14 protein-coding genes are annotated in these 19,702 nt (G+C 51.2%); 8 read left to right on the top strand and 6 right to left on the bottom strand.

Features of this window, described 5'->3' with window-relative positions; translation table 11 throughout:
* Positions 1-81: 81 nt before the first annotated feature.
* The 8 genes from G006_RS0104115 (at position 82) to G006_RS0104070 (ending at position 11,105) form a co-directional block, all read left to right on the top strand.
* Positions 82-1,467, top strand: a complete 1,386-nt coding sequence (locus G006_RS0104115) for an MFS transporter (RefSeq protein WP_033194038.1) — start codon at positions 82-84, stop codon at positions 1,465-1,467.
* A gap of 36 nt (positions 1,468-1,503) precedes the next feature.
* Positions 1,504-1,965, top strand: coding sequence for a single-stranded DNA-binding protein (locus G006_RS0104110; RefSeq protein ID WP_020481898.1), 462 nt, complete (start codon positions 1,504-1,506; stop codon positions 1,963-1,965).
* Positions 1,966-2,460: 495 nt separating this feature from the next.
* Positions 2,461-6,351, top strand: a complete 3,891-nt coding sequence (locus G006_RS24900; RefSeq protein WP_020481896.1) for a response regulator — start codon at positions 2,461-2,463, stop codon at positions 6,349-6,351.
* 7 nt (positions 6,352-6,358) lie between these two features.
* Positions 6,359-7,354 (top strand): response regulator, encoded by a 996-nt coding sequence (locus G006_RS0104095; protein ID WP_020481895.1) that lies wholly within the window; start codon positions 6,359-6,361, stop codon positions 7,352-7,354.
* Between the two features lie 181 nt (positions 7,355-7,535).
* Positions 7,536-8,699, top strand: a complete 1,164-nt coding sequence (locus G006_RS0104085; RefSeq protein WP_020481893.1) for an MlaE family ABC transporter permease — start codon at positions 7,536-7,538, stop codon at positions 8,697-8,699.
* A 2-nt stretch (positions 8,700-8,701) separates the two neighbouring features.
* Positions 8,702-9,493: an ABC transporter ATP-binding protein gene (locus G006_RS0104080; protein ID WP_020481892.1), complete on the top strand. Its 792-nt coding sequence runs from the start codon at positions 8,702-8,704 to the stop codon at positions 9,491-9,493.
* On the top strand, positions 9,490-10,482 hold the full coding sequence (locus tag G006_RS0104075) for an MlaD family protein (protein WP_020481891.1): 993 nt from the start codon (positions 9,490-9,492) through the stop codon (positions 10,480-10,482). Before G006_RS0104080 ends, G006_RS0104075 begins: the two co-directional genes overlap by 4 nt.
* 32 nt (positions 10,483-10,514) lie before the next feature.
* The gene (locus tag G006_RS0104070) at positions 10,515-11,105 is read left to right on the top strand and encodes a PqiC family protein (protein ID WP_160167657.1); all 591 of its coding nucleotides are present in this window, start codon (positions 10,515-10,517) and stop codon (positions 11,103-11,105) included.
* 77 nt (positions 11,106-11,182) lie between these two features.
* Here G006_RS0104070 and G006_RS0104065 read toward each other — a convergent pair whose 3' ends face one another.
* From G006_RS0104065 to G006_RS0104050, 6 genes are all read right to left on the bottom strand, one after another.
* On the bottom strand, positions 11,183-13,336 hold the full coding sequence (locus G006_RS0104065) for an adenylate/guanylate cyclase domain-containing protein (protein ID WP_020481889.1): 2,154 nt from the start codon (positions 13,334-13,336) through the stop codon (positions 11,183-11,185).
* Positions 13,337-13,421: 85 nt separating this feature from the next.
* Entirely contained in the window at positions 13,422-13,859 is a 438-nt protein-coding gene (locus G006_RS28205) for a hypothetical protein (RefSeq protein ID WP_152428795.1), read from the bottom strand.
* Positions 13,860-14,055: 196 nt separating this feature from the next.
* Complete coding sequence (locus G006_RS28200; RefSeq protein WP_152428794.1) at positions 14,056-14,490, bottom strand: hypothetical protein; 435 nt, start codon at positions 14,488-14,490, stop codon at positions 14,056-14,058.
* A 313-nt stretch (positions 14,491-14,803) separates the two neighbouring features.
* On the bottom strand, positions 14,804-15,274 hold the full coding sequence (locus G006_RS0104060; RefSeq protein ID WP_020481888.1) for a hypothetical protein: 471 nt from the start codon (positions 15,272-15,274) through the stop codon (positions 14,804-14,806).
* Positions 15,275-15,312: 38 nt separating this feature from the next.
* The gene (locus tag G006_RS0104055; RefSeq protein ID WP_020481887.1) at positions 15,313-18,786 is read right to left on the bottom strand and encodes a FecR domain-containing protein; all 3,474 of its coding nucleotides are present in this window, start codon (positions 18,784-18,786) and stop codon (positions 15,313-15,315) included.
* A gap of 153 nt (positions 18,787-18,939) precedes the next feature.
* A complete protein-coding gene (locus tag G006_RS0104050; protein ID WP_020481886.1) occupies positions 18,940-19,605 on the bottom strand; it encodes a Crp/Fnr family transcriptional regulator in 666 nt (221 codons plus the stop codon).
* Positions 19,606-19,702 lie beyond the last annotated feature (97 nt).

The raw sequence follows: 19,702 nt of genomic DNA, 5'->3' as shown, positions 1-19,702 counted from the left end.
TGCGGTCATGAATTCCGAGGATTTGAATAAACTGGTACTATAGCCAACTTTAAAGATTCGACGCAAAAGGGGAGTTTGGGTTTGACACAGGTTCAGGATATTACCAGTCCGATGACGGCCATGGAGAAGCGGGCTACCGTATCGTTGGCCAGTATCTATGCTCTCAGAATGCTGGGTTTGTTCATGCTGCTGCCGGTGTTGTCGTTGTTCACCGAACAAATGCCCGGATCAACACCCAAATTGGTCGGTTTGACGATGGGTATCTATGGCTTGACGCAAGCCATCCTGCAAATTCCGTTCGGCTTACTGTCCGACCGTTTCAGCCGCAAGACGGTGATTGTGATCGGTTTGATCTTATTTGTGCTCGGCAGTGTCTGGGCAGCGTTGGCGACCGATATTTATGGTGTGTTGATCGGCCGTGCGCTGCAAGGCTGCGGGGCGATTTCCGCTGCGGTAATGGCTTTGTTGGCCGACTTGACCCAGGAAGTACATCGCACCAAAGCGATGGCGACGATAGGCGCCAGCATTGGTGTTTCCTTTGGTGTGGCGATTACGCTGGGACCTATCATCGCCCATCATTTCGGTATTGCCGGTATTTTCTGGATGATTGCCGTACTGGCGGCACTGGCGATTTTAGTGATTCTATTCGTGGTGCCTAACCCCGAAAAAATTACCACGCACCGCGATGCCGAATATATCCCTTCTGAACTGGGTTCGGTGATCAAAAATGCCGATTTGTTGCGTCTGAACTACGGCATTTTTGCGCTGCATTTGATCCTGATGGCCAGTTTCGTCGTGGTGCCGCTACTGATGCGCGACGCGGGTCTGCAAGGCGGCAGTCACTGGATGGTGTATCTGCCGGTGTTGGTGACGTCGATGGCGATGATTATCCCCTTCGTGATCATCGCCGAGAAAAAACGGCAGATGAAAAAAGTATTTATCGGCGCTATTGTTACATTGGTAATAGCCAACATCGGCTTTGTGCTGTTGCACGGCGAATTGATCGGCTTGATTGCCTGCTTGTGGGTTTTCTTCTGCGGTTTTAATCTGTTGGAAGCGACCTTGCCCTCACTGATTTCCAAAACCGCGCCCGGCGATCTCAAAGGGACGGCCATGGGCATCTATTCCAGCGCCCAATTCCTAGGCGCGTTTTTGGGCGGCGGCGCCGGCGGCTGGTTGTACGGTGAATTCGGTGCCGCGGCGGTGTTTATGTTTTCGGCGGGCATCGCCGCCAGTTGGATAGTGATCGCGCTGTTCATGTCGCCCCCGCGCTATTGGGCCAACTTGCTGTTGTCATTGCAAGCGGTCAAACCCGAACGTGGAGAGGAATTTTCTAAGCAGTTGTTAGCGATTAACGGCATTGAGGAAGTACGGCTGCATTTTGAAGAAAATGCCGCGTATTTGAAAGTCGATAACCAGCAGCTCGACAAAAACCAACTAGGTATTTTTTTGAAGCAGTGGCAGTAAGCCGCTGTTACTCGCAATTTTTACACGGAGAACACCATGCTCAATAAAGTTATGCTGATCGGCCGCCTCGGCGCCGATCCGGAAGTCCGCTATATGCCAAGCGGCGATGCGATTACCACCATCCGTTTGGCAACCAGCCGCCGCTGGAAAGATCGCAACACCAATGAACGTAAGGAAGAAACCGAATGGCATCGGGTGGTGTTTTTCAGCGGTCTGGCGAAAATCGCCGGCGAGTATCTGAAAAAAGGCAGCCAATGTTATGTAGAAGGCCGGATTCGCACGCAAAAATGGCAAGGCCAGGACGGTCAGGAGCGTTATACGACGGAAATCGTGGCCGACAATATGCATATGCTGGACAGCAAGAGCGGCGGCACCGCCAGCTATTCAGACAACAATACGCCGCCGGCCAGCAGTTACGACAATCGCCCGTCCGCGCCGTCAGGCTCGCCAGCGGCGCCGGCTTCTTATGACGATTTCGACGACGATATTCCGTTTTAACGGATACCTGGTAACAAGCAAAAAGCCCCTGCTCAGGGGCTTTTTTTATAGCGTGCGAAATCTGTTTATTCGGTGCCATCAAAAACTCTACTTGCTTCAGATACCCCTCAATCTGTTGAGATTGCCAGCCCTAGATATTTGCCACAACAAACTCATCTGGTAAGCTAACGCGTTAGACTGGTACCAATAAAATTTAGAGGGGCGCATGCTTTTCGGTTCGCACAAGTTTCCAATAGGGGGTGACGAAACGTGTAGGTCGGCACTTGCGGAGCTGCGTGTGCAAAACGCGGGGTCTAAAACCCCGACTGCCAGCACTGCACGACAGCCGTTAGACACGCTGCACGACATCAAGAACCCCCGCCATCGCGCCGCAGCGATATCGTTAAAAGCCAACAGCTTGGCATCTGACCACCTGCATTACCGTGTCATCGGCAATAGAGTGACTGTCAGCATGGTTTTGCATGCATAAGTTCTGGCGTTGTTTGCAGTCCGCAAGTGCAGATTGCCGGCAGTTTCATCGTCATGCTTAACATCCGCTTCCGCCAAATGCCAATAAACTCGACTTCGGTCCTGTCTTTGGCGATTCCTATCGCCGCCGGTTTACTGCAATGGTCGCTATGGTCCGCACTGTCGCCACTGACCTGGATATTGTTTTACCCGGCGGTATTTTTAAGTGCCTACATGGGAGGGTTACTTAGCGGTCTAATTGCAACAGCCATCGCCGTTTCAATTGGAATCTATTTTTTTATCCCGCCTGAGGGAAGTTTTAACATTGCGGACGTACGCTATTACTATTCAACGGCTATTTTTGCCTTGATGGGGCTGTCGTTTAATCTGGCTTTCGAGCAATTGCGCCGCTCCAGAGCTGAGTTGCAGCGAATGGCCAGTTTGGAATCGGATGTTAATCACCGGCGTTTGAACCAAGCGCTACGCGCTGCCAACGCCGGTATCTGGGAGTGGAATTTACAGACCAACGAAAATCGATGGGATGAAGGTCTATGGCGCTTGTACGGCTTGGAGCCGTTTTCTTGCCAAGCCTGTTACGACGTCTGGCTGTCCACTGTGCATCCGGATGATCGCGCCATCGCGCAAGCGGCAATTCACCAAGCGGTACAGCTAAATATCGAGTTGAACGTGGAATGGCGGCTTGCCGAGCTGGTTGAAGGCCGGGAGCGTTGGCTAATGTCGCGTGGGCAACCAGAGTTGGATGAGAAAGGTCGGCCGCTACTCTATCGAGGTATTGTCTTAGACATCACCGAACGTCGGCAAATCGAACAAAGCCTGATAGAAAAAGAACGGTTGTTGGCAGATTCTCAGGCCGTCGCTCATATTGGTTCGTGGGTCCGCTACCTACCGGGCGGGCAAGCGATGTGGAGCGAGGAAACCTTCCGGCTATTTGGCCTATCACCCGAAACCGATCAAGCTTTATCCATGGAACAGCTACTGGATACCGTGCATCCCGATGATCGTGCAGCCAGAAGCGCCTGGCATCAGGACTGTTTGGCGGGCAATAGCGGTAACGGTTTGGAATACCGTATTTGCACCGCGCAAGGCCAGCAGCGTTGGGTGTTGTCCAAAGCCAAACTGGAGACCACGGCCGATGGTCAACCCTTGCGTTTAATTGGGACAGTGCAAGACATCACCGAGGCCAAACGCGCGGCCGCCGAAAAGCAGCGTTGGATCGATGCTTTCCGCTATTGCGGGCATGGCATAGCCATAGGCAATCCCGAGACTGGGCGTCTAGTGACCTGCAATCCGGCCTTCGCCGACATGTTGGGTTACGACAACGCCGATCAGTTTGAAGGTCAATTGATTCTATCCCTATATGCGCCTGAACACGTCGAGTCGGCCCGACGCCATCTCCATGAAGCCGACCAATTCGGCAAAATACGCTATGAATCGGTTTATCGACGCCAGGATGGCTCAGAGTTTGATGTGGCGGTGGATTTGGTCAGCGTTAAAAATGCCGAGCAAAAGGTGATGTACCGAGTTGCTACGGTACAGGATATCAGCGTGCGTAAAAAACAAGAGATGGAACTGCTGCAATATCGGGATCATTTGCAAAACTTGGTCGAACAACGTACGGAAGAACTCAACCAAGCATTGCAGCGCGCAGAGCGTTTGACGCGGGTAAAAAGCAGTTTTGTGGCGAATATGAGCCACGAAATCCGCACGCCCATGAATGCGGTACTGGGCTTTTGTTATTTACTGGAACAGCACGCCCTGAACGAAGAAGAACGCAGTTTGGTGAGGAAAATTCGCGATGCCGGGCGCTCCTTGTTAGCGATCATTAACGATATTCTGGACTTTTCCAAAATCGAAGCCGGACGCCTGGAAATCGAAAACCTACCTTTCCGGCTCAGCGATATGTTCGATCATCTCGCGGCATTGATGACGGCATCGGCCGACCACAAAAATCTGGAATTGATCATCATCCCGCCGGCGGGTATCGATGCCCTAATTGGCGATGGCTTGCGTATCCAGCAAGTCTTGATCAACTTACTCGGCAATGCGATTAAATTTACCGAACGCGGCGAAGTCGTGTTGCGGGTTACTGTCGATGACTGGCAAAACGGCGATACGGTAGCGGTGCGCTTTGCCGTGCGTGATACCGGAATCGGTATTTCAGAACCGCAGTTGGATGATGTGTTTGCCGCCTTTACCCAGGCTGACAATACGATCAGCCGCCGCTTTGGCGGCTCCGGCCTTGGCTTGACAATTTGTCGCCAGCTGGTGGATTTGATGGGTGGCGAGTTACGGGTAAGCAGTGTCGCCGGCCAAGGCAGCGAGTTTTGGTTTGTGCTGTGCTTGCAGCGCCACCTTGATTTCAATCCGACGCAAGCCATCCCGCCCTTGCACAATTTGAAATTACTGGTGGTCGATGACTGCGAGAATACGCGCGAAGCGGTGCATATGTCGGCGCGGGGTCTTGATTGGGATACCACTCTGGTCGCTTCGGGCCAGGCGGCAATCGTCGAGCTGTTAGCCAGTCTTGAGAGCGCCGCTCCCTATGATGTGGTATTGCTGGATTGGCCCATGCCGGGAGCCGACGGCATCAGCGCAGCCGAAGCTATCCGCGCTTCTCTGTCCGCCGTTGAGCTCGATCAGCCGCAAATAGCCATTATTCTGATGATCAGCGCGTCCTATTCCCGTGAACGGCTGGCCGCTCATGCTGACATGAATCATGTCGATGGGATATTAAGTAAACCGGTAACGCCCTCAGCATTGTATAACGCTGTCGCGGCGGTATTGTCAAAAGCGCCGCAGCCATCGTTGCCGTTAGCCGCGCCCGATACATCGCCTAATTCGGCGGGCACGCGGATTCAAGGTTTGCGGATATTGGTAGTGGACGATAGCGACATCAATCGCGAAGTGGCCAGGCGCATCTTGGAGTCCGAGGGGGCGCAAGTCAGTTTAGCAAGCGACGGTCAAGACGCCGTGGATTGGCTGTTTGGACATCCTGACGCAGTGGATTTGGTGTTGATGGATGTGCAAATGCCGCGCATGGACGGTTATGCCGCCACTCGGCGGATACGCGAAAACCCGACGTGGTCTGATTTGCCCATCCTGGCACTCACGGCCGGCGCATTTAAAAACTTGCAGGATGCAGCGCTGGAAGCGGGTATGAACGATTTTATCGCCAAGCCCTTTAACGTACCGCAAATGCTGGCTTTGATCACGCGTTGGACAGGAAGAAAATCGCCTCTCGGACTTACGCTGCCTGCATCCGGTGATCGGTATGACGAGGTAATTTCCAGCGACCAATCCGTCCCCCTGATTGCGCCGACAAATCCAGGCCAAGACGATTGGCCAGGAATCGATGTTAACGCCGGCCTAAAAATGTGGCATAAGCTTGATCTATATCAGGCCTATCTAACATGCTTTGTTGATCAGTATCGCGCTGCCGGACAGGAAATCAGTGCTGCCGCCGAGCAAGGGAAGCTTACCGAGGTAGCGGCCTTGGCGCACAAGCTAAAAGGCGCGGCTTATGGTTTGGCACTGACGGATGTAGCCAAACGCAGCGCCGAACTGGAAACGGCCTTGAATCGCGGTGAGCCTCTAGCTGCGGCCTCCGCAGCGCTGCAACAGGCGCTTGGCGTGGTTATCAGCAGTATCGTCAACTTAAGCCGAAACACAATACCAGCGCTTGATCATCACACCCAAGCCGAAGCGCTGGGTGGGGCCAAATTCTTGCTGGGCGAACTATTAACGGCGCTGGATGAAGACAACCCAGGTCATGCCGAACGCGTAATGGTTAAACTGGAGGGCTTGGTTGACGCCGATTTATTGGCGCCGCTCGCTACGCAAATTCGCGACTATAATTTTCGGGAAGCTGAAAGCTTAGCTTTGGCGTTAATAAACCAGCTCGATATACCAACTCAGTAAAATACCCATGCCTAATAATCCTATTTTGATCGTGGATGACGAACCCGCGAATTTGGCGATACTCCGCGAAATTCTCGAGCCTACATATCATTTGGTGTTTGCGCGTAACGGTCAGGAAACTCTGCTGGCGGTTGCCAAGCATAGGCCGAGTTTAATTTTGTTGGACATCCAGATGCCTGATATGGACGGCTACCAAGTATGTCGGGCTTTGAAAGCCGATCCGGCCACCGAAACCATCCCGGTCATATTCGTCACCGCTTTATCTGAGTTGGGCGATGAGGAGCAAGGATTTGCGGTGGGCTGTGTGGACTACTTGAGTAAGCCGGTGGTGCCCAGTCTGGTGCGCGCGCGGGTGAAAACTCATTTGTCGCTAGTGAGAGCCACGCAATTGGAAAAAAGCCACCGCGATGCGATCTATATGCTGGGCGAAGCCGGCCACTATAACGACAACGACACCGGGGTACATATTTGGCGGATGGCCGCTTATGCTAAAGCCTTGGCGTTAAATGTCGGCTGGACTTGTGCCGACGCCGAATTGCTGGAGTTTGCCGCGACGATGCATGATACCGGGAAAATTGGCGTGCCCGATGCGGTACTGAGTAAACCGGGGGCGCTGGACGAAGACGAATGGCGCATCATGCGTAGGCACTGCCAGATTGGTTACGATATCCTGTCGAAAAGCGATGCACCGATTTTTAAACTGGCGGCCGAAGTGGCCTTGTCGCATCACGAAAAATGGGATGGGACCGGCTACCCAAATGGGCTGGCGGGCCTAAGCATTCCCGAATCGGTGCGTATTGTCGGAGTGGCCGATGTGTTCGACGCATTGACCATGCGCCGGCCCTATAAGGAAGCTTGGCCGGTCGAGAAGGCGGTCGCGACTATCCGCGACGGTGCCGGGCAGCATTTCGATCCGGCGATGGTGGCCTGTTTTCTGGATATCCAACCGCAAATTTTGCAAATCAAGGCCGACTGGGAAATTCGCGAATTGGCGAAAACTTGATAGGTACTGATAAGCTTTGCGCTGCCGACATGCCGATTTTGAGCATGCGGGGCATGCAGTTAAAGCAGTTGCATCAGGCTATTTTTAGGCGTGTTGCGCTAAAAATACTTATCTGTCGGCTATTGCCATGCGTCGGCGTTCTGCGCATACTTGTGGCTAAGTTTTATTAGTACCAACAGGGATGAAAAATTCAAAGATCCTACCGCCAGCCACCCATAGTGCTCCAACTTGTGCCATCAGCGCGATTCGTCAGGCAAAGGCCTTGGAAATTGCGCTATCCGGAGACTGGGTGCTGGATGCGCAATTACCCCCGCTGGAACCGGTATTGGCGCAGATTGAAACCAATGCTATCGAAAAAATCGTCTTCTCGACCGGGGCCCTGGGGCGTTGGGACAGCATGCTGGTCACAGAGTTAATCAAACTGATTGACTACGCTTCGCAAAAAGTTGTCGCGGTCGATAAATCTACCCTGCCAACCTCGATTCAGGGCTTATTGACGCTGGTTTCCGCCGTGCCGGAGCGCGTCGATGCGCACCGTGACCAAGCTCAGACTTCCTGGTCGCAGGCTTTAGTAGTCAGCACCGGCAAAGCGGTTCAGCATGGCGAGGAGATGTTGATCTTTGTCGGCGAAATGATCATCAGCACTTTCGCCACCATGCGGGGTCAAGCGCATTTTCGCCGCCAGGATTTATGGCTGTATATTCAAGAATGCGGACCATCGGCGTTGCCGATTGTTACGTTGATCAGCTTGTTGGTGGGTTTGATTCTGGCTTTCGTCGGTGCGGTGCAATTGTCTTTATTCGGCGCGCAAATTTACATCGCCAACCTGGTTAGTTTGGGCATGACCCGGGAAATGGGCGGACTGATGACCGCAATCATTATGTCAGGCCGCACCGGCGCGGCCTATGCCGCCCAAATCGGCACGATGCATGTCAACAGCGAAATCGACGCGCTAAAAACCATGAACCTGGACCCGATGGCGTTTCTGGTGTTGCCGCGCATGCTGGCCTTGATCATCATCATGCCGCTATTATGTCTTTACGCCGACTTGATGGGCATCATCGGCGGCGGCTTTGTGACGGTGAATTTTTTTGATGTGTCGTTGACCGAGTATCTGGACCGCACAGCCCACGCCGTTAAGATGAAGGATTTTATAATCGGCTTTGTTAAGTGTTCGGTGTTCGGCATTTTGATTGCGCTGTCGGGATGCATGCGTGGCATGCAATGCGGCCGCAGCGCCTCGGCGGTCGGCGATGCCGGCACTTCGGCGGTGGTGACTGCCATCGTGTTTATCGTCGTCGCCGACTCGGTAATGACCATAATCTGCAACCGGCTGGGGATTTGACGATGGCCGAAGCGTGCATTACCGTAAAAGACCTGACCATGACTTACGGCGATTTCGTGATTCAGCGCGATCTGAATTTTACGATCAACCGCGGCGACGTGTTTATCATCATGGGCGGTAACGGCTGCGGTAAAACCACCTTGTTGCGGCATATGATAGGCTTGAAATCGCCGGCAAAAGGCGATGTTTGTTATGGCGAGCAAGGTCTCTGGCAAGCCGATCCCAAAGCCCGCCAGCAAATTTTGGCACGTACCGGCGTATTATTCCAAAGCGGCGCCTTACTCAGTTCCATGACCTTAGCCGAAAACGTTGCGCTGCCGATCACCGAAGCCACTCAACTGCCGCCCAAAAAAGTGCGGGAGATCGTGTCCTATAAGCTCGCACTGGTCGGATTGGCCGGATTTGAAGACTATTATCCCTCCGAACTGAGCGGCGGCATGCAAAAGCGCGCCGGCTTGGCGCGGGCGATGGCCCTGGACCCGGAGATTCTGTTCTTCGACGAACCGTCGGCCGGCTTGGACCCGATCACCGCCAAACTGCTGGACGATCTGATTCTGAGCTTGAGTAGCGCGTTGTCGGCTACCATCGTGGTGGTCACCCACGATCTGGACAGTATTTTCGCGATCGGCAACAACTCGGTGTTTCTGGATGCGGAAACCCGCACCAATATCGACGGCGGCTCGCCGCAAAAACTGCTGCATGAATCTAAACACCCCAACGTGATTCGATTTTTAAATCGCGGCGACCAAACCGAGCAAAATAGTAATCATCGACACATGAGGAGTCCGGCGTGAGCAAACAAGCCAATCCACTCGCCATCGGCGCGTTTTTGGTCGGCGCGTTGATCCTGCTGACTGCGGGGGTGATGATCTTTGGCGGTAGTGATTTTTTTAAGGATAAAAAACGCTTCGTCATCTTTTTCGACTCGGCCTTGAATGGCTTGAATGTCGGGGCGCCGGTTAAATTGCAGGGCGTGCAGATCGGCAATGTCAACGAGATTTCTCTGGTGATGGATTCTGCGACCGGCCGCATTTTCAAGCCGGTGGTGATCGAAATCGATCCAGCCTTACTGCAAGACTTGTCGGTACAGCAATCCGGCGGCCACAGCAAAAAACAGCGGATGCAGGATGCTCAACGTATGATCGATGCCGGTTTAAAGGGCCGCTTGGAGACCCAGAGTTTGCTGACCGGCCTACTGTATGTGGATTTGAATTTTTATAGCGACAAGCCGATCAATCTAGTCAAACTGGATTACAAGAATCTGCCGGAATTGCCTAGCGTACCGACCACAGTCGATGAAATTCGCAACACCGCTGACGAAATCTTCAACCGGGTGCGGCAGTTGCCTTTGGAAGAGATTACCAAAAACATGGCGGATACCTTGAATTCGATGCATGGCTTGCTGGAGTCGGACGATACCAAGAAATCGATGGCGGCCCTGGCTAAATCCCTACAAGAAACCCAACGGCTGATGAGTTCGCTAAACGATCAGATCGGGCCCTTAATGACCAATGCCAATAGCGCTCTGACCGAGACCCGCACCACTTTGCAAGACTTTAACAAAGAGTTGTTGCCGGTGTTGAAAGCCGCCGAACAAAGCCTGAATGCCGCGACCAAGGTGATGGAAGGCTCGCAAAATGCTTTGACCGCAGTGGAAACCATGGCCGCGCCGGATGCGCAACTTGGGCAAGCCCTAGTGGAAATGCGCAATGCCGCACGTTCCTTGAAGGATTTGACAGAGTCGTTGGAGCGGCGGCCAGAGTCGTTGATATACGGCAAATAGATTGGGTTTTTAGCAGATTTAACCGGATGAATATGAAACACATAATTTATTTGCCCATGCTACTTTCAGCACTGTTGTTGACCGCTTGCAGTAGTAAGCCGATACAGTTTTACATGCTTAGCGCCGAAACCGGCGCGCCGTCGGCTACCGTGTTACCGGCCGATACTGTGTTGGGATTGGGCCCGATTCATTTGCCGGCGTATTTGGACCGGCCGCAGCTAATCACTGCATTGAGCGAACATCAGTACCAACTGGACGACCAAAATCGCTGGGCCGAACGTCTGGATGACAATATTGCCCGTGTTTTGCGGCTTTCTTTAGCCAAGCAACTGGGCATAGAACAAGTGGTTCGCTATCCATGGGCACCGCGTCAGGCTATCGATTACCAAGTCAGCTTCGATATTCTCGAGTTGCATCAAACTGCCAGCGGCCAAAGCCGCTTCTCCGTGCAATGGCAATTGAAAAAAGCCGATGAAGCGGTGATCGGCAAACGCTTTGAGTGCAGCGAAGCCGCAGGTAAGGGCACCGAAGCCAGTGTTGCCGCGCAAAGCCGGTGCTTGACAAGGTTTAGTATCGAATTGGCGAATGAAATTGCCGGACTGGGCTCAAGACCCCGCCGTTGAAAGCGGCTAAGACGCTCTAATTGTTCTGCTGAAGCGCCACGGAGTAACGGGAGCACTTTAGATGTCGCTGCTGCGGTTTATTTGCTATCCAACACCACGATCCCATTCCATGCCAACGGCGGCATTTCACTATAGTGCAAAGCTTTTTGCAGATAAAATCGGCTGGGGCCGTCGTTAGCGTCGAGAGCGAGTGCTGCTTGAAATAGGTGGACAGCCTTGGGCCACAGGCCTTGTTGGAAGGCTGCCAGGCCGTCGGCAAAGATGCGATGTACTTCGTTCGGTTGGGCATCGCTGCCGTGCTTGAGTCCGGCGATTTCCACCAGCGTCACCGGTTCCGTGCGGCCCACTACCCGGAATGTGCCCACCGGTCGGGTCACGATGTCATCCAAATCGGCGGCGATGCTGTGCGAAGCCAGAATCCGCGTGCCCAGATACTTGTTAACACCTTGAATTCGCGACGCGATGTTGACCGTATCGCCGATGGCCCGGTAATGGCTGGAACTGCCGGCGTCTAGGCTGCCCAGTGTGAGTTCGCCTTCGTGCAGGCCGATGCGGGTGGCTAGCGGGGCCAGACTGGAGGATAGATTAAACGATTCCACCGCCGCGGCCATTTCCAATGCTGCCAAGCAGGCGGCGCGGTGCTGGTTGCTTACCGGCGCATCGAACCACACTGCCATCATCGCGTCGCCAGTGACGTCGGCGATCACACCGTCATGCGACACCACGGGGTGGCCCAGCACTTGGTAATAGGTATTCAATAGCTCCCACATTTCTCGTGGCGAGTGTTGGGCGGCGATAGTGGTGTAGCCCTCGATGTCGGTGGCTAGACATAAACCGTTGACATCTTTTTCAGTTCCAGCGATACCGGCTTCCGTCCATTGCCCCGGCGCTGCGGGAAACACGCCGACCCATTGCGGAAACACTCTACTGACGAATTCAAGTATGCGCCCGCGTTCGCGCATTAAGTCGTAGCGCGACCACGCCAAGCTCAGCAGCCACGACAGCGGTAATTGAATTAATATTGGCCCGGCGACCGGCAGCCACCAATGGCGCTGGCCGAACAACCAGACAGCCGAGCCGGCGTAAGTCGAGGCAAACACCAAGCTGAGGACGATGCCGGGCCAGCCGGCAAATCCGACTAGCAACAGGGCGATCAGCAAGCCGAATAAGCTCGATATTAGCCAGCCTTGCGCAGGTATTTCGATAAAACTATCTTCCAGCAAGTTGGCAAACTGCGTGGCCATGATCTCCACGCCGGCCATTTTGCCGGTGCGCGAATCGGAATAAGGGGTGGGGAAGAAGTCGGATTTGCCGGGCGAAAATTGGCGGTTGGCGCGGCCGACGAATATCACTTTGCCTTGTAAGTCTTTAACCTTGCCTTCGTAAACATCGGCGTAGGATTCCATTCTCAGCGTGCGCGGTGGACCGTAGTAATTTAAGTAGCGGCTGTCGCCGTCGCAGATCAATTGCTTGGCGCGGTGGTCCAGGTCGGGTGAGTTTGCGCACGCTCGGCGCTGCGCAGTCAACCAGGCCGACAAAGGCTGTTCATCCGGATAATCGCTGCTTGTTTGTTGGAAATAAAACCAGGCCAAAACCGGGAGGCTGGGTGCTTCGGCGAGCGCATCGTAAAAAGTCCAGGACTCGCGGATACTGGCGTTTTCCGAGTCATTTATTAGATAAAACGGTGCAGCATCTAGCGCCGCCTGAGCAATCACCGGCGTTGGCGACAGTTTGCGCATGACTATCAACTGCTCGGATAAGGTTGTCGCTGGTTCGCCTTCGCGGGAAATGGCGGGCATTTTATTGCGGTCCGAACATTCTTCCCGCCCATAAAAGTCCTCGACACCTCGGCGAAATTTTTGCACGCACTCATTGATCAAGACCTTGCCGGCAGCGCGCATTGCATCAGCTAGACTAGGGTCTACGCTGGGGTTAGCGGCGATAAATTGTAGATCGAACACGATCAAACCCGCGCCTTGGTGGTGCAATTGGTCAAGCAGTTTTGCATGAAACTCTCGCCAGCGGGTCAAGTCTTGACCCACGCCCAAGCGAGTCTCGGACGCTTCGTCCATCGCGACAATTACCACCTGTTCGGGTGTTGCTTGCGGGCCGCGGATTTTGAATAAGGTGTCTAAGCCCAGTTCGCTTTCCGTATTGAAAGCTAAATTTACCAGCGTGCTAAGCAAAAAAACCAGAACGGTAAATACGACTATGCGAAACGGACGGGCCATAAGGAGTGCCAGTCTGGACAATAGATATGACGGCGGACTGCACGCGCGATCCACCGTCATCAATTTAGAGGCTTATATACAGAAATTAATTGAATGCTTCGTCGATTTCTTCTTGTGTATAACAGATTTCATATTGGTCGCCATTTACGTAATAAGTATTGCAATATGATGCTATTTGTCGAGTGGGTGATGAGTTTGATGTCTGAGAAAATACTGGTTCATCCATAACGCTTAATGAGTTTTGCGATGGAATATCATATTTAACTATTGAGGGAGAGCAAGGTTTTTCGTTTTCAGAAGGGGAAATTGTCGAGTTTAATGGCCTAGCGTTATAAATAGCTGAGTTACTTTGTGATTTATTGCATCTCAGTTCTTCTTTGTGGTTTATATCGCGTAAATCGGTTATCGCCTGTGTTCTTAAGGTGTTTTCTGTTTGATTGGTATTGCTTTGTGAATTTTGACTATATATTGACAGCAATGTGCTAATAAAGATAGAAATAATATAACTTGTTTTATTATTCATTTTGTTAGTCCAGGTTGGGTGGTAATAGTTAAATAACAAGCTTGTCGCAATAACTCAGAACACTGAATACCGGAAATTATTTAAAATTTTCTAGCAAATAAGCCGTATTAAGAGCTATTTTGTCTAATACCTTAGTAAATTTCTAATTGTTAACTCCAATATTATGGGGGCGCAAGTTTCTGTAAAAAAACTCATATTACTCAAGCGCTTCGTCGATTTCTTCTTGTGTGTAACAGGTTTGGTATTGCTGGCCGTTTAAGAAAAAAGTATAGCAGTAAGCTGCTATTTGTTGAGCGGGTGATGAATTCGATAATTGAGAAAATACTGGTTTATCCATATCGCTTAATGAGTTTTGCGATGGAATATCATTAACTATTGAGGGAGAGCAAAGTTTTCCGTTTTGAGGATTGCCGTCTGCCGGGTTTAATATGCGGGTATTATAAATCGCTGAGTTACCTTGTGATTGAATGCAGCCCTTTGCTTCTTTGTGGCTTATAGTAGTTAAATCAGTTGTTGCCGTGGTTATTAAGGTGTTTTCGGTTTGGTTGGTATTACTTTGTGAGTTTTGGCTATATATTGACAGCAAGACGCTAATAAACATAGACGTAATATAATATGTGTTATTTTTCATGTTGGTAGTCCGCGTATAGGTTATTGGATAAGTAATAAGCTTATTGCAAAAACTCAGAATGCTGCCTATCGGAAATTAAATTTTTCTAGCAAATAAGCTGAGTCAACTATAGGGATGTGCTACCTGCTTGTCAAGAATTTTTCAATTAATTTTATGAAAAAATTGAATACAATGCTTATAAAGATAATTTTATAAATTGGTTTTTACGGCTCCCGCTTGCGCGGGAGGATTGGTATTGATTTCGGTAGAATAACTGGCTAATTACTGTGTAAGTTGCTTTGCCACTGATCTCTGTTTTTCTAATTAATATAATTTAGCGTCGTCTGCCGCAATTTTCGTATTGGTCGCCGCCGGATGAAACGACGTTACAATGCGAGCCCTTATAAAGGGTAGTAACTGAAATAACAAACCGGGCAGGCTTCACTTCGCCGTCTTTTTTTATTTCTCCTTGTATGGTTTGCTTGCTAAGTTCTAAGGCTGCTTTTAGTGTCGGATTGTCGTCGATAAGCAAAGTAGCTTTGCAGTTTTCGCCAGAGTCTTTGGTGGACGACTGTGCTTTATCGGTGCTGCGACGAGGATCGGGTTTACTTTGAATACAAGCCGAGATTTCCTGACCTGTCTCAGGATCAAGTACTACTATTTTTGCAGTGTCAAAATTGACGCCGTTTGCTAAGGCGACCCTTTGATCAACTAGTGTTTCAATAGATTTATTCGATCCGCATCCAAAAATAAAAAAACTGCTAAGTACTAATAGAATAGGGGTTTGACCGATAACTTTTTTCATTATATTTCTCCTGATTTTTAAAAAACCCTTATAACAAATTAATAAAACAAGCTGAGTTTTACAAATAATTGTCGTTCAGGGGTAAATGGGCTGATTTGCGGACCGCTAGTATCGAAATTACTTTGATAGTTGAATTTATTGTCAAATAAGTTCCTAACTTCAAAATTAATCGAGCCGAGCCTTTTGGGCAAACGGTAACCGGCAGCAGTGTCAAACGTCCAAAAGCCTTCGCTTTGGTATTCTAACGGATTGGAGATAAAGTCAGTCGCAGTTGCAACGTGTTGATTAACATAGGTGCCAATTATTCTTGCAAAAAAGCCGACCGGATGAAAGAAATTGACAGAAACGGGTATTTGATGAGTTGCGATGCTTTGTGGGAGATTGGGAGCGCCGTTGCCCACACTATAGGCTCTATCTTGTTTATCAAATTGATACTCCGTTTTGAAAGCTAGCCATTCTTTAGGTGCCCAGTAAATATAAGCTAAATGCGACAATTCGTTACGATCTTGAAGTGTCAATACACCGTTGCTGGTAAAGGGGTGTCGACTATCTCGCCAGCTAAGTTCGCCGCCGACGAATACGGTTTTTAATGGATGGTAATCGAGTCCCACGCCATATCGCCAGGCTCTAGCATTGTTATTATCATCAAAAAACTGGTTAAATCCGGCAATTTGCGTTGGCTCAATTGTTTGATTTGCTGCTAGGCGCCGATTCAACGTCTTAAACGCAGCTCCTCTCAAAATTAAATTCTCTATCGGATTCCAAGTTATACCTAACTTAGGGTTAAGTTGTTGCCGTTTAATAAGATCAGGATTCTGCGTGGAAATTGTGGATGAACCATCGGAATATATGGTCGCTGAATTCACATCAATTAATTCATTGTCCAAATAATCAAAGCTGAGTCCCAAGGTTGTCGTTAGGTTTCCCGGTAAATATTGTTTCGAGTATATGTATCCATTGAAATGGTGCGTTTGACTAGCGGTTTTTGACGTATCCGTGAGGGGGTCTGGGTCGCCGTTGATAAAGATATTTGTATTGTCAAAGTTTATATCGTTCCTTAATTCCAGATGGCCTAACCCGGCTATTAGTTCAAAGAAGCGTGGGTGGTAAAGATATTGTATTTCGGTTTGATAGCCTTCGTTTTTGTTTAGCCTGGATATATCGTCGAGGTTATCGAAATCCGGATCGTCTGCGAACGCATGTAGGAAATTGTCATGGTTGAGTTCCTTTCTCCTGGTATAAAAAAACGAACCGATCAGATCCTGTTCAGGATCGATTTTATAATGGCCGCCAATTCTTGCTGTGTCTTGCTTGATAGTCTGTCTAAGCGTTTCATCGTGAAACTGATTCAAACGCATCGGCACATCGCCAGCTCTGACGTTTTCCGATTTCAACTCTGCTTGCACGCTAAAGTCCGGCGTGAAGGCGTATTGGGCAAAGGCGTCGTAGATATTTTGTTGATAATCGTCGTTTTGCCGAAAGCCGTCGGTTCGGTAATGGAACTGGCCCAGACTCATCGATAATTTGTCGTAAACGCCGGACACAATAGCGTTGTCGGTTTTGGTGTTATTGCTGCCGTAGGCGCCGTTCAAAACCAGATGCGCGCCGTTGCCGGTGTACAAGGAGTCGTATTCATTTACCGATAAACTGCCCGGCCCGGTATTATTCAGAATGCCGATATTTTCGCCGGTCAATTGCGGTTGTACCGGGGTGATATTGATCGGTTGCAGCAGTTGCGCCTGCAACAGCTCGCTGGCGCGGGCGACGCGGTAGCGTGGTTGACCGACGTAAGCATCCGAGAGAAAACGATGGGCCGACGGATCGGTGGCATCGTGACCCAAGGACTTCCAGGCTTCGCTAAGTGCCACCCGGCCGAAACCCAGATCGTTATATATACGTGCCAGATTGGCGGTGCGGGCCGCGGCGTCTTCGTCCAGCAGCAGTTTCGAGCGGTACACGCCACGGTTTTCGTTTAGCTCTATAGACTGCTGCATATCCCGCAGCGCTTCGACAGGGCGATTCAAGGATTGCTTGCGTAGTGCATCGTAAAAATACGGCGTGGGGTCTTTCGAGTCGTGTTGCTTCGCCAGGTCGAATTGATCGCCGGCCAGCGCTGGGCGTTTTTCCTCGTAGTAGGCTTTGCCAAGATAGCTGCGTAACAAGGAATTGTTCGGGTCCAGAATAGCGGCAATTTCCAGGTCGCGGCGGCCGGCTTCCAGATCGCCGCTGCGGATTTTCGTTAGACCCAAACCCAAGCGCGGTAACGGCGCGGTAGAATCCAGCTGGACGGCGGATTCGAAATGGCGCATGGCTTGGGCAGTATCCACTCGAAATAAATGCGAAAAGCCCTGCACGGTTTGGGTTCTTTCCAAATTGGGGTCGAGCATAAACGCCTTGGTTGCCGATTCTGCGCTTTCCGAGCGCAAGCCCACGGCCAATTGCAGTTCGGACAGTCGCGCCCAAGTCATTGCGTCGTTAGGCGCTAGCAGACTAGCATGCTGCGCCGCAGCCAGGGCTTTTTCCAGTTCGAATCCGGCTTGTTGGCTGTAGGATAGCGCTGAGTACGCGGTCGCCGATTGCGGATTTACCGTCACCGCACGCTCGGCCAGATTCAGTGCGTCGGCTTTGCGATTTTGGGTCAGCGCCAGAATACTTTCCAGTGCTAAAGCGTCCGCGTCATTCACATTGATGGAGCGCAAGGCTTGAATATCCTGCATCGCCAACTGGCTTTGCCCGGCTGTGAGCCTGATTGCCGCGCGGGCTTTCAAAAACGCTGAAGACTGTTCAGCCGGCGGCGTCCGGTCCAAAGCGGTGAGTGCCAAATCGACCCGGCCTTGCCGATAATTCTGAATCGCGGCGCTTAGAGCAGGGGATAACGGCGCGCCGGACGCGGAATAGGGCAATAGTGGCGGGTAATACAAGGCCCAATTCACCGCGTCGGCGGGTTTAAGATCGATTTGCGCGCGGGGGGGCTGGCCCAGCAAGGTTTTTCCTGCTTCTCCGGCTTTTAGATGAATATCGCCGTAGGTATTGAAAAAGCGCACGGCGCCTTCGTAAACCCATAGTTCGGCGCTGGCATCGTCGGCGCGTAACGCAAATTCGGTGCCTTCCGGACCGGCGTTGGCAATCGGAGTGGTGATTTGTAACTGTTTCGGGGTGCGGCTGATGAAATGCACAAAGCCTTTCAGCAAATCCACCAATGTGGCCTGATTGGGGGCGATGCCGATTAAAGTCAGTACCGTGCCCTCGGCAAGGCGCAGCGTGATGCCGTTGGGTAGCAATAAGGATGCGCGGCTATACGCCTCAATCCGGATTCGACTGCCTTCACAAAGGCGTTGCTCCAACTGTGCTGGTTGCCATTGTCCCTTGGCGCCGGCGTCGTAAAACAAGGTGCCTTGCAGCGAAACCAGTTTGGCGGCTTTTTCCACGCTACAGCTTGTCGCGGTCGCATCGGTTTCCGCCAAACACATTGGCGCAAATAAAACCATGAAGCAAATCACAAGGCAGCGCATTTTATCTCCGAAAGATGTTTTTTTTCGGATGATAAAGTCTGAAACCCTAACTGATCAAGGTAATAATTAACTTTGCCCTAGATTTTCTTATTTTTGTCAATTGGCCCAATGTGCAGTAGCGATAATGCGTTGTCGATAATCGCTATACGCAGCTCACCATGAGGCTGGTGGGGTGGTTTCGATTCTGAGGGTTTTTTCGTCGACGCTGATGTAACCGCCTTTGGTTAGTTCTTTCATCACCTTGTTAATCATTTCCCGAGACGAACCCACCATCGTCGCCAGCTCTTGCTGAGTCGGGCGGTTATGAATCACATACACGTCGCCGTCCTTTTCCGCCATATCTTGCAGCACTTTAATGGTACGTTCGTAAACATTCGACAAGGCCATTTGTTTGACTTTCTCGGTCAGGAATCTGACTTTTTCAGCCAACACTTTAAGTAGGGCAATAGCCGCATCGGGGTGTAGTTTCAACCAGTGGATGAAATCGGTTTTGGCAATGACTGCACACACGGTTTTTTCCTGGGCTTCCACGGCGGCGGAACGGGGTTCGTCGCTGAGCAAGGCCAATTCGCCGAAATACGAGCCGGCTTCCTGAATCAATAAGGTTACTTCCTTGTCTTTGTCGTTACTGCCGAACACCCGCACCTTGCCGGACAAAATGACATACATAGAACTGGTCTGGTCGCCCTCGGCGATAATCATCGCCTTTTTCGGGAATTTAATGACCTTGGCCCTTGCTGCCAAGGCCGCCAAAGCCTCCTCGGGCAAATCGGCGAGAAAGGGAATGTTGCTCAGACTGGCGATGACTTCTGCTTGCATGATGAGGCTATAACCGCTTGATTTAGTAGAGTGCCGCTTTCGATAACGGTCTGTTTGTATGTGACGCCTAGCTTACTAAGTTTGCGTCATGATAGTG

It is taken from the genome of Methylomonas sp. MK1 (genome assembly GCF_000365425.1).
Classification (GTDB): domain Bacteria; phylum Pseudomonadota; class Gammaproteobacteria; order Methylococcales; family Methylomonadaceae; genus Methylomonas.
Note: the sequence above shows the minus strand (reverse complement) of the source record. Positions and strands in the feature narration are given on the sequence as shown.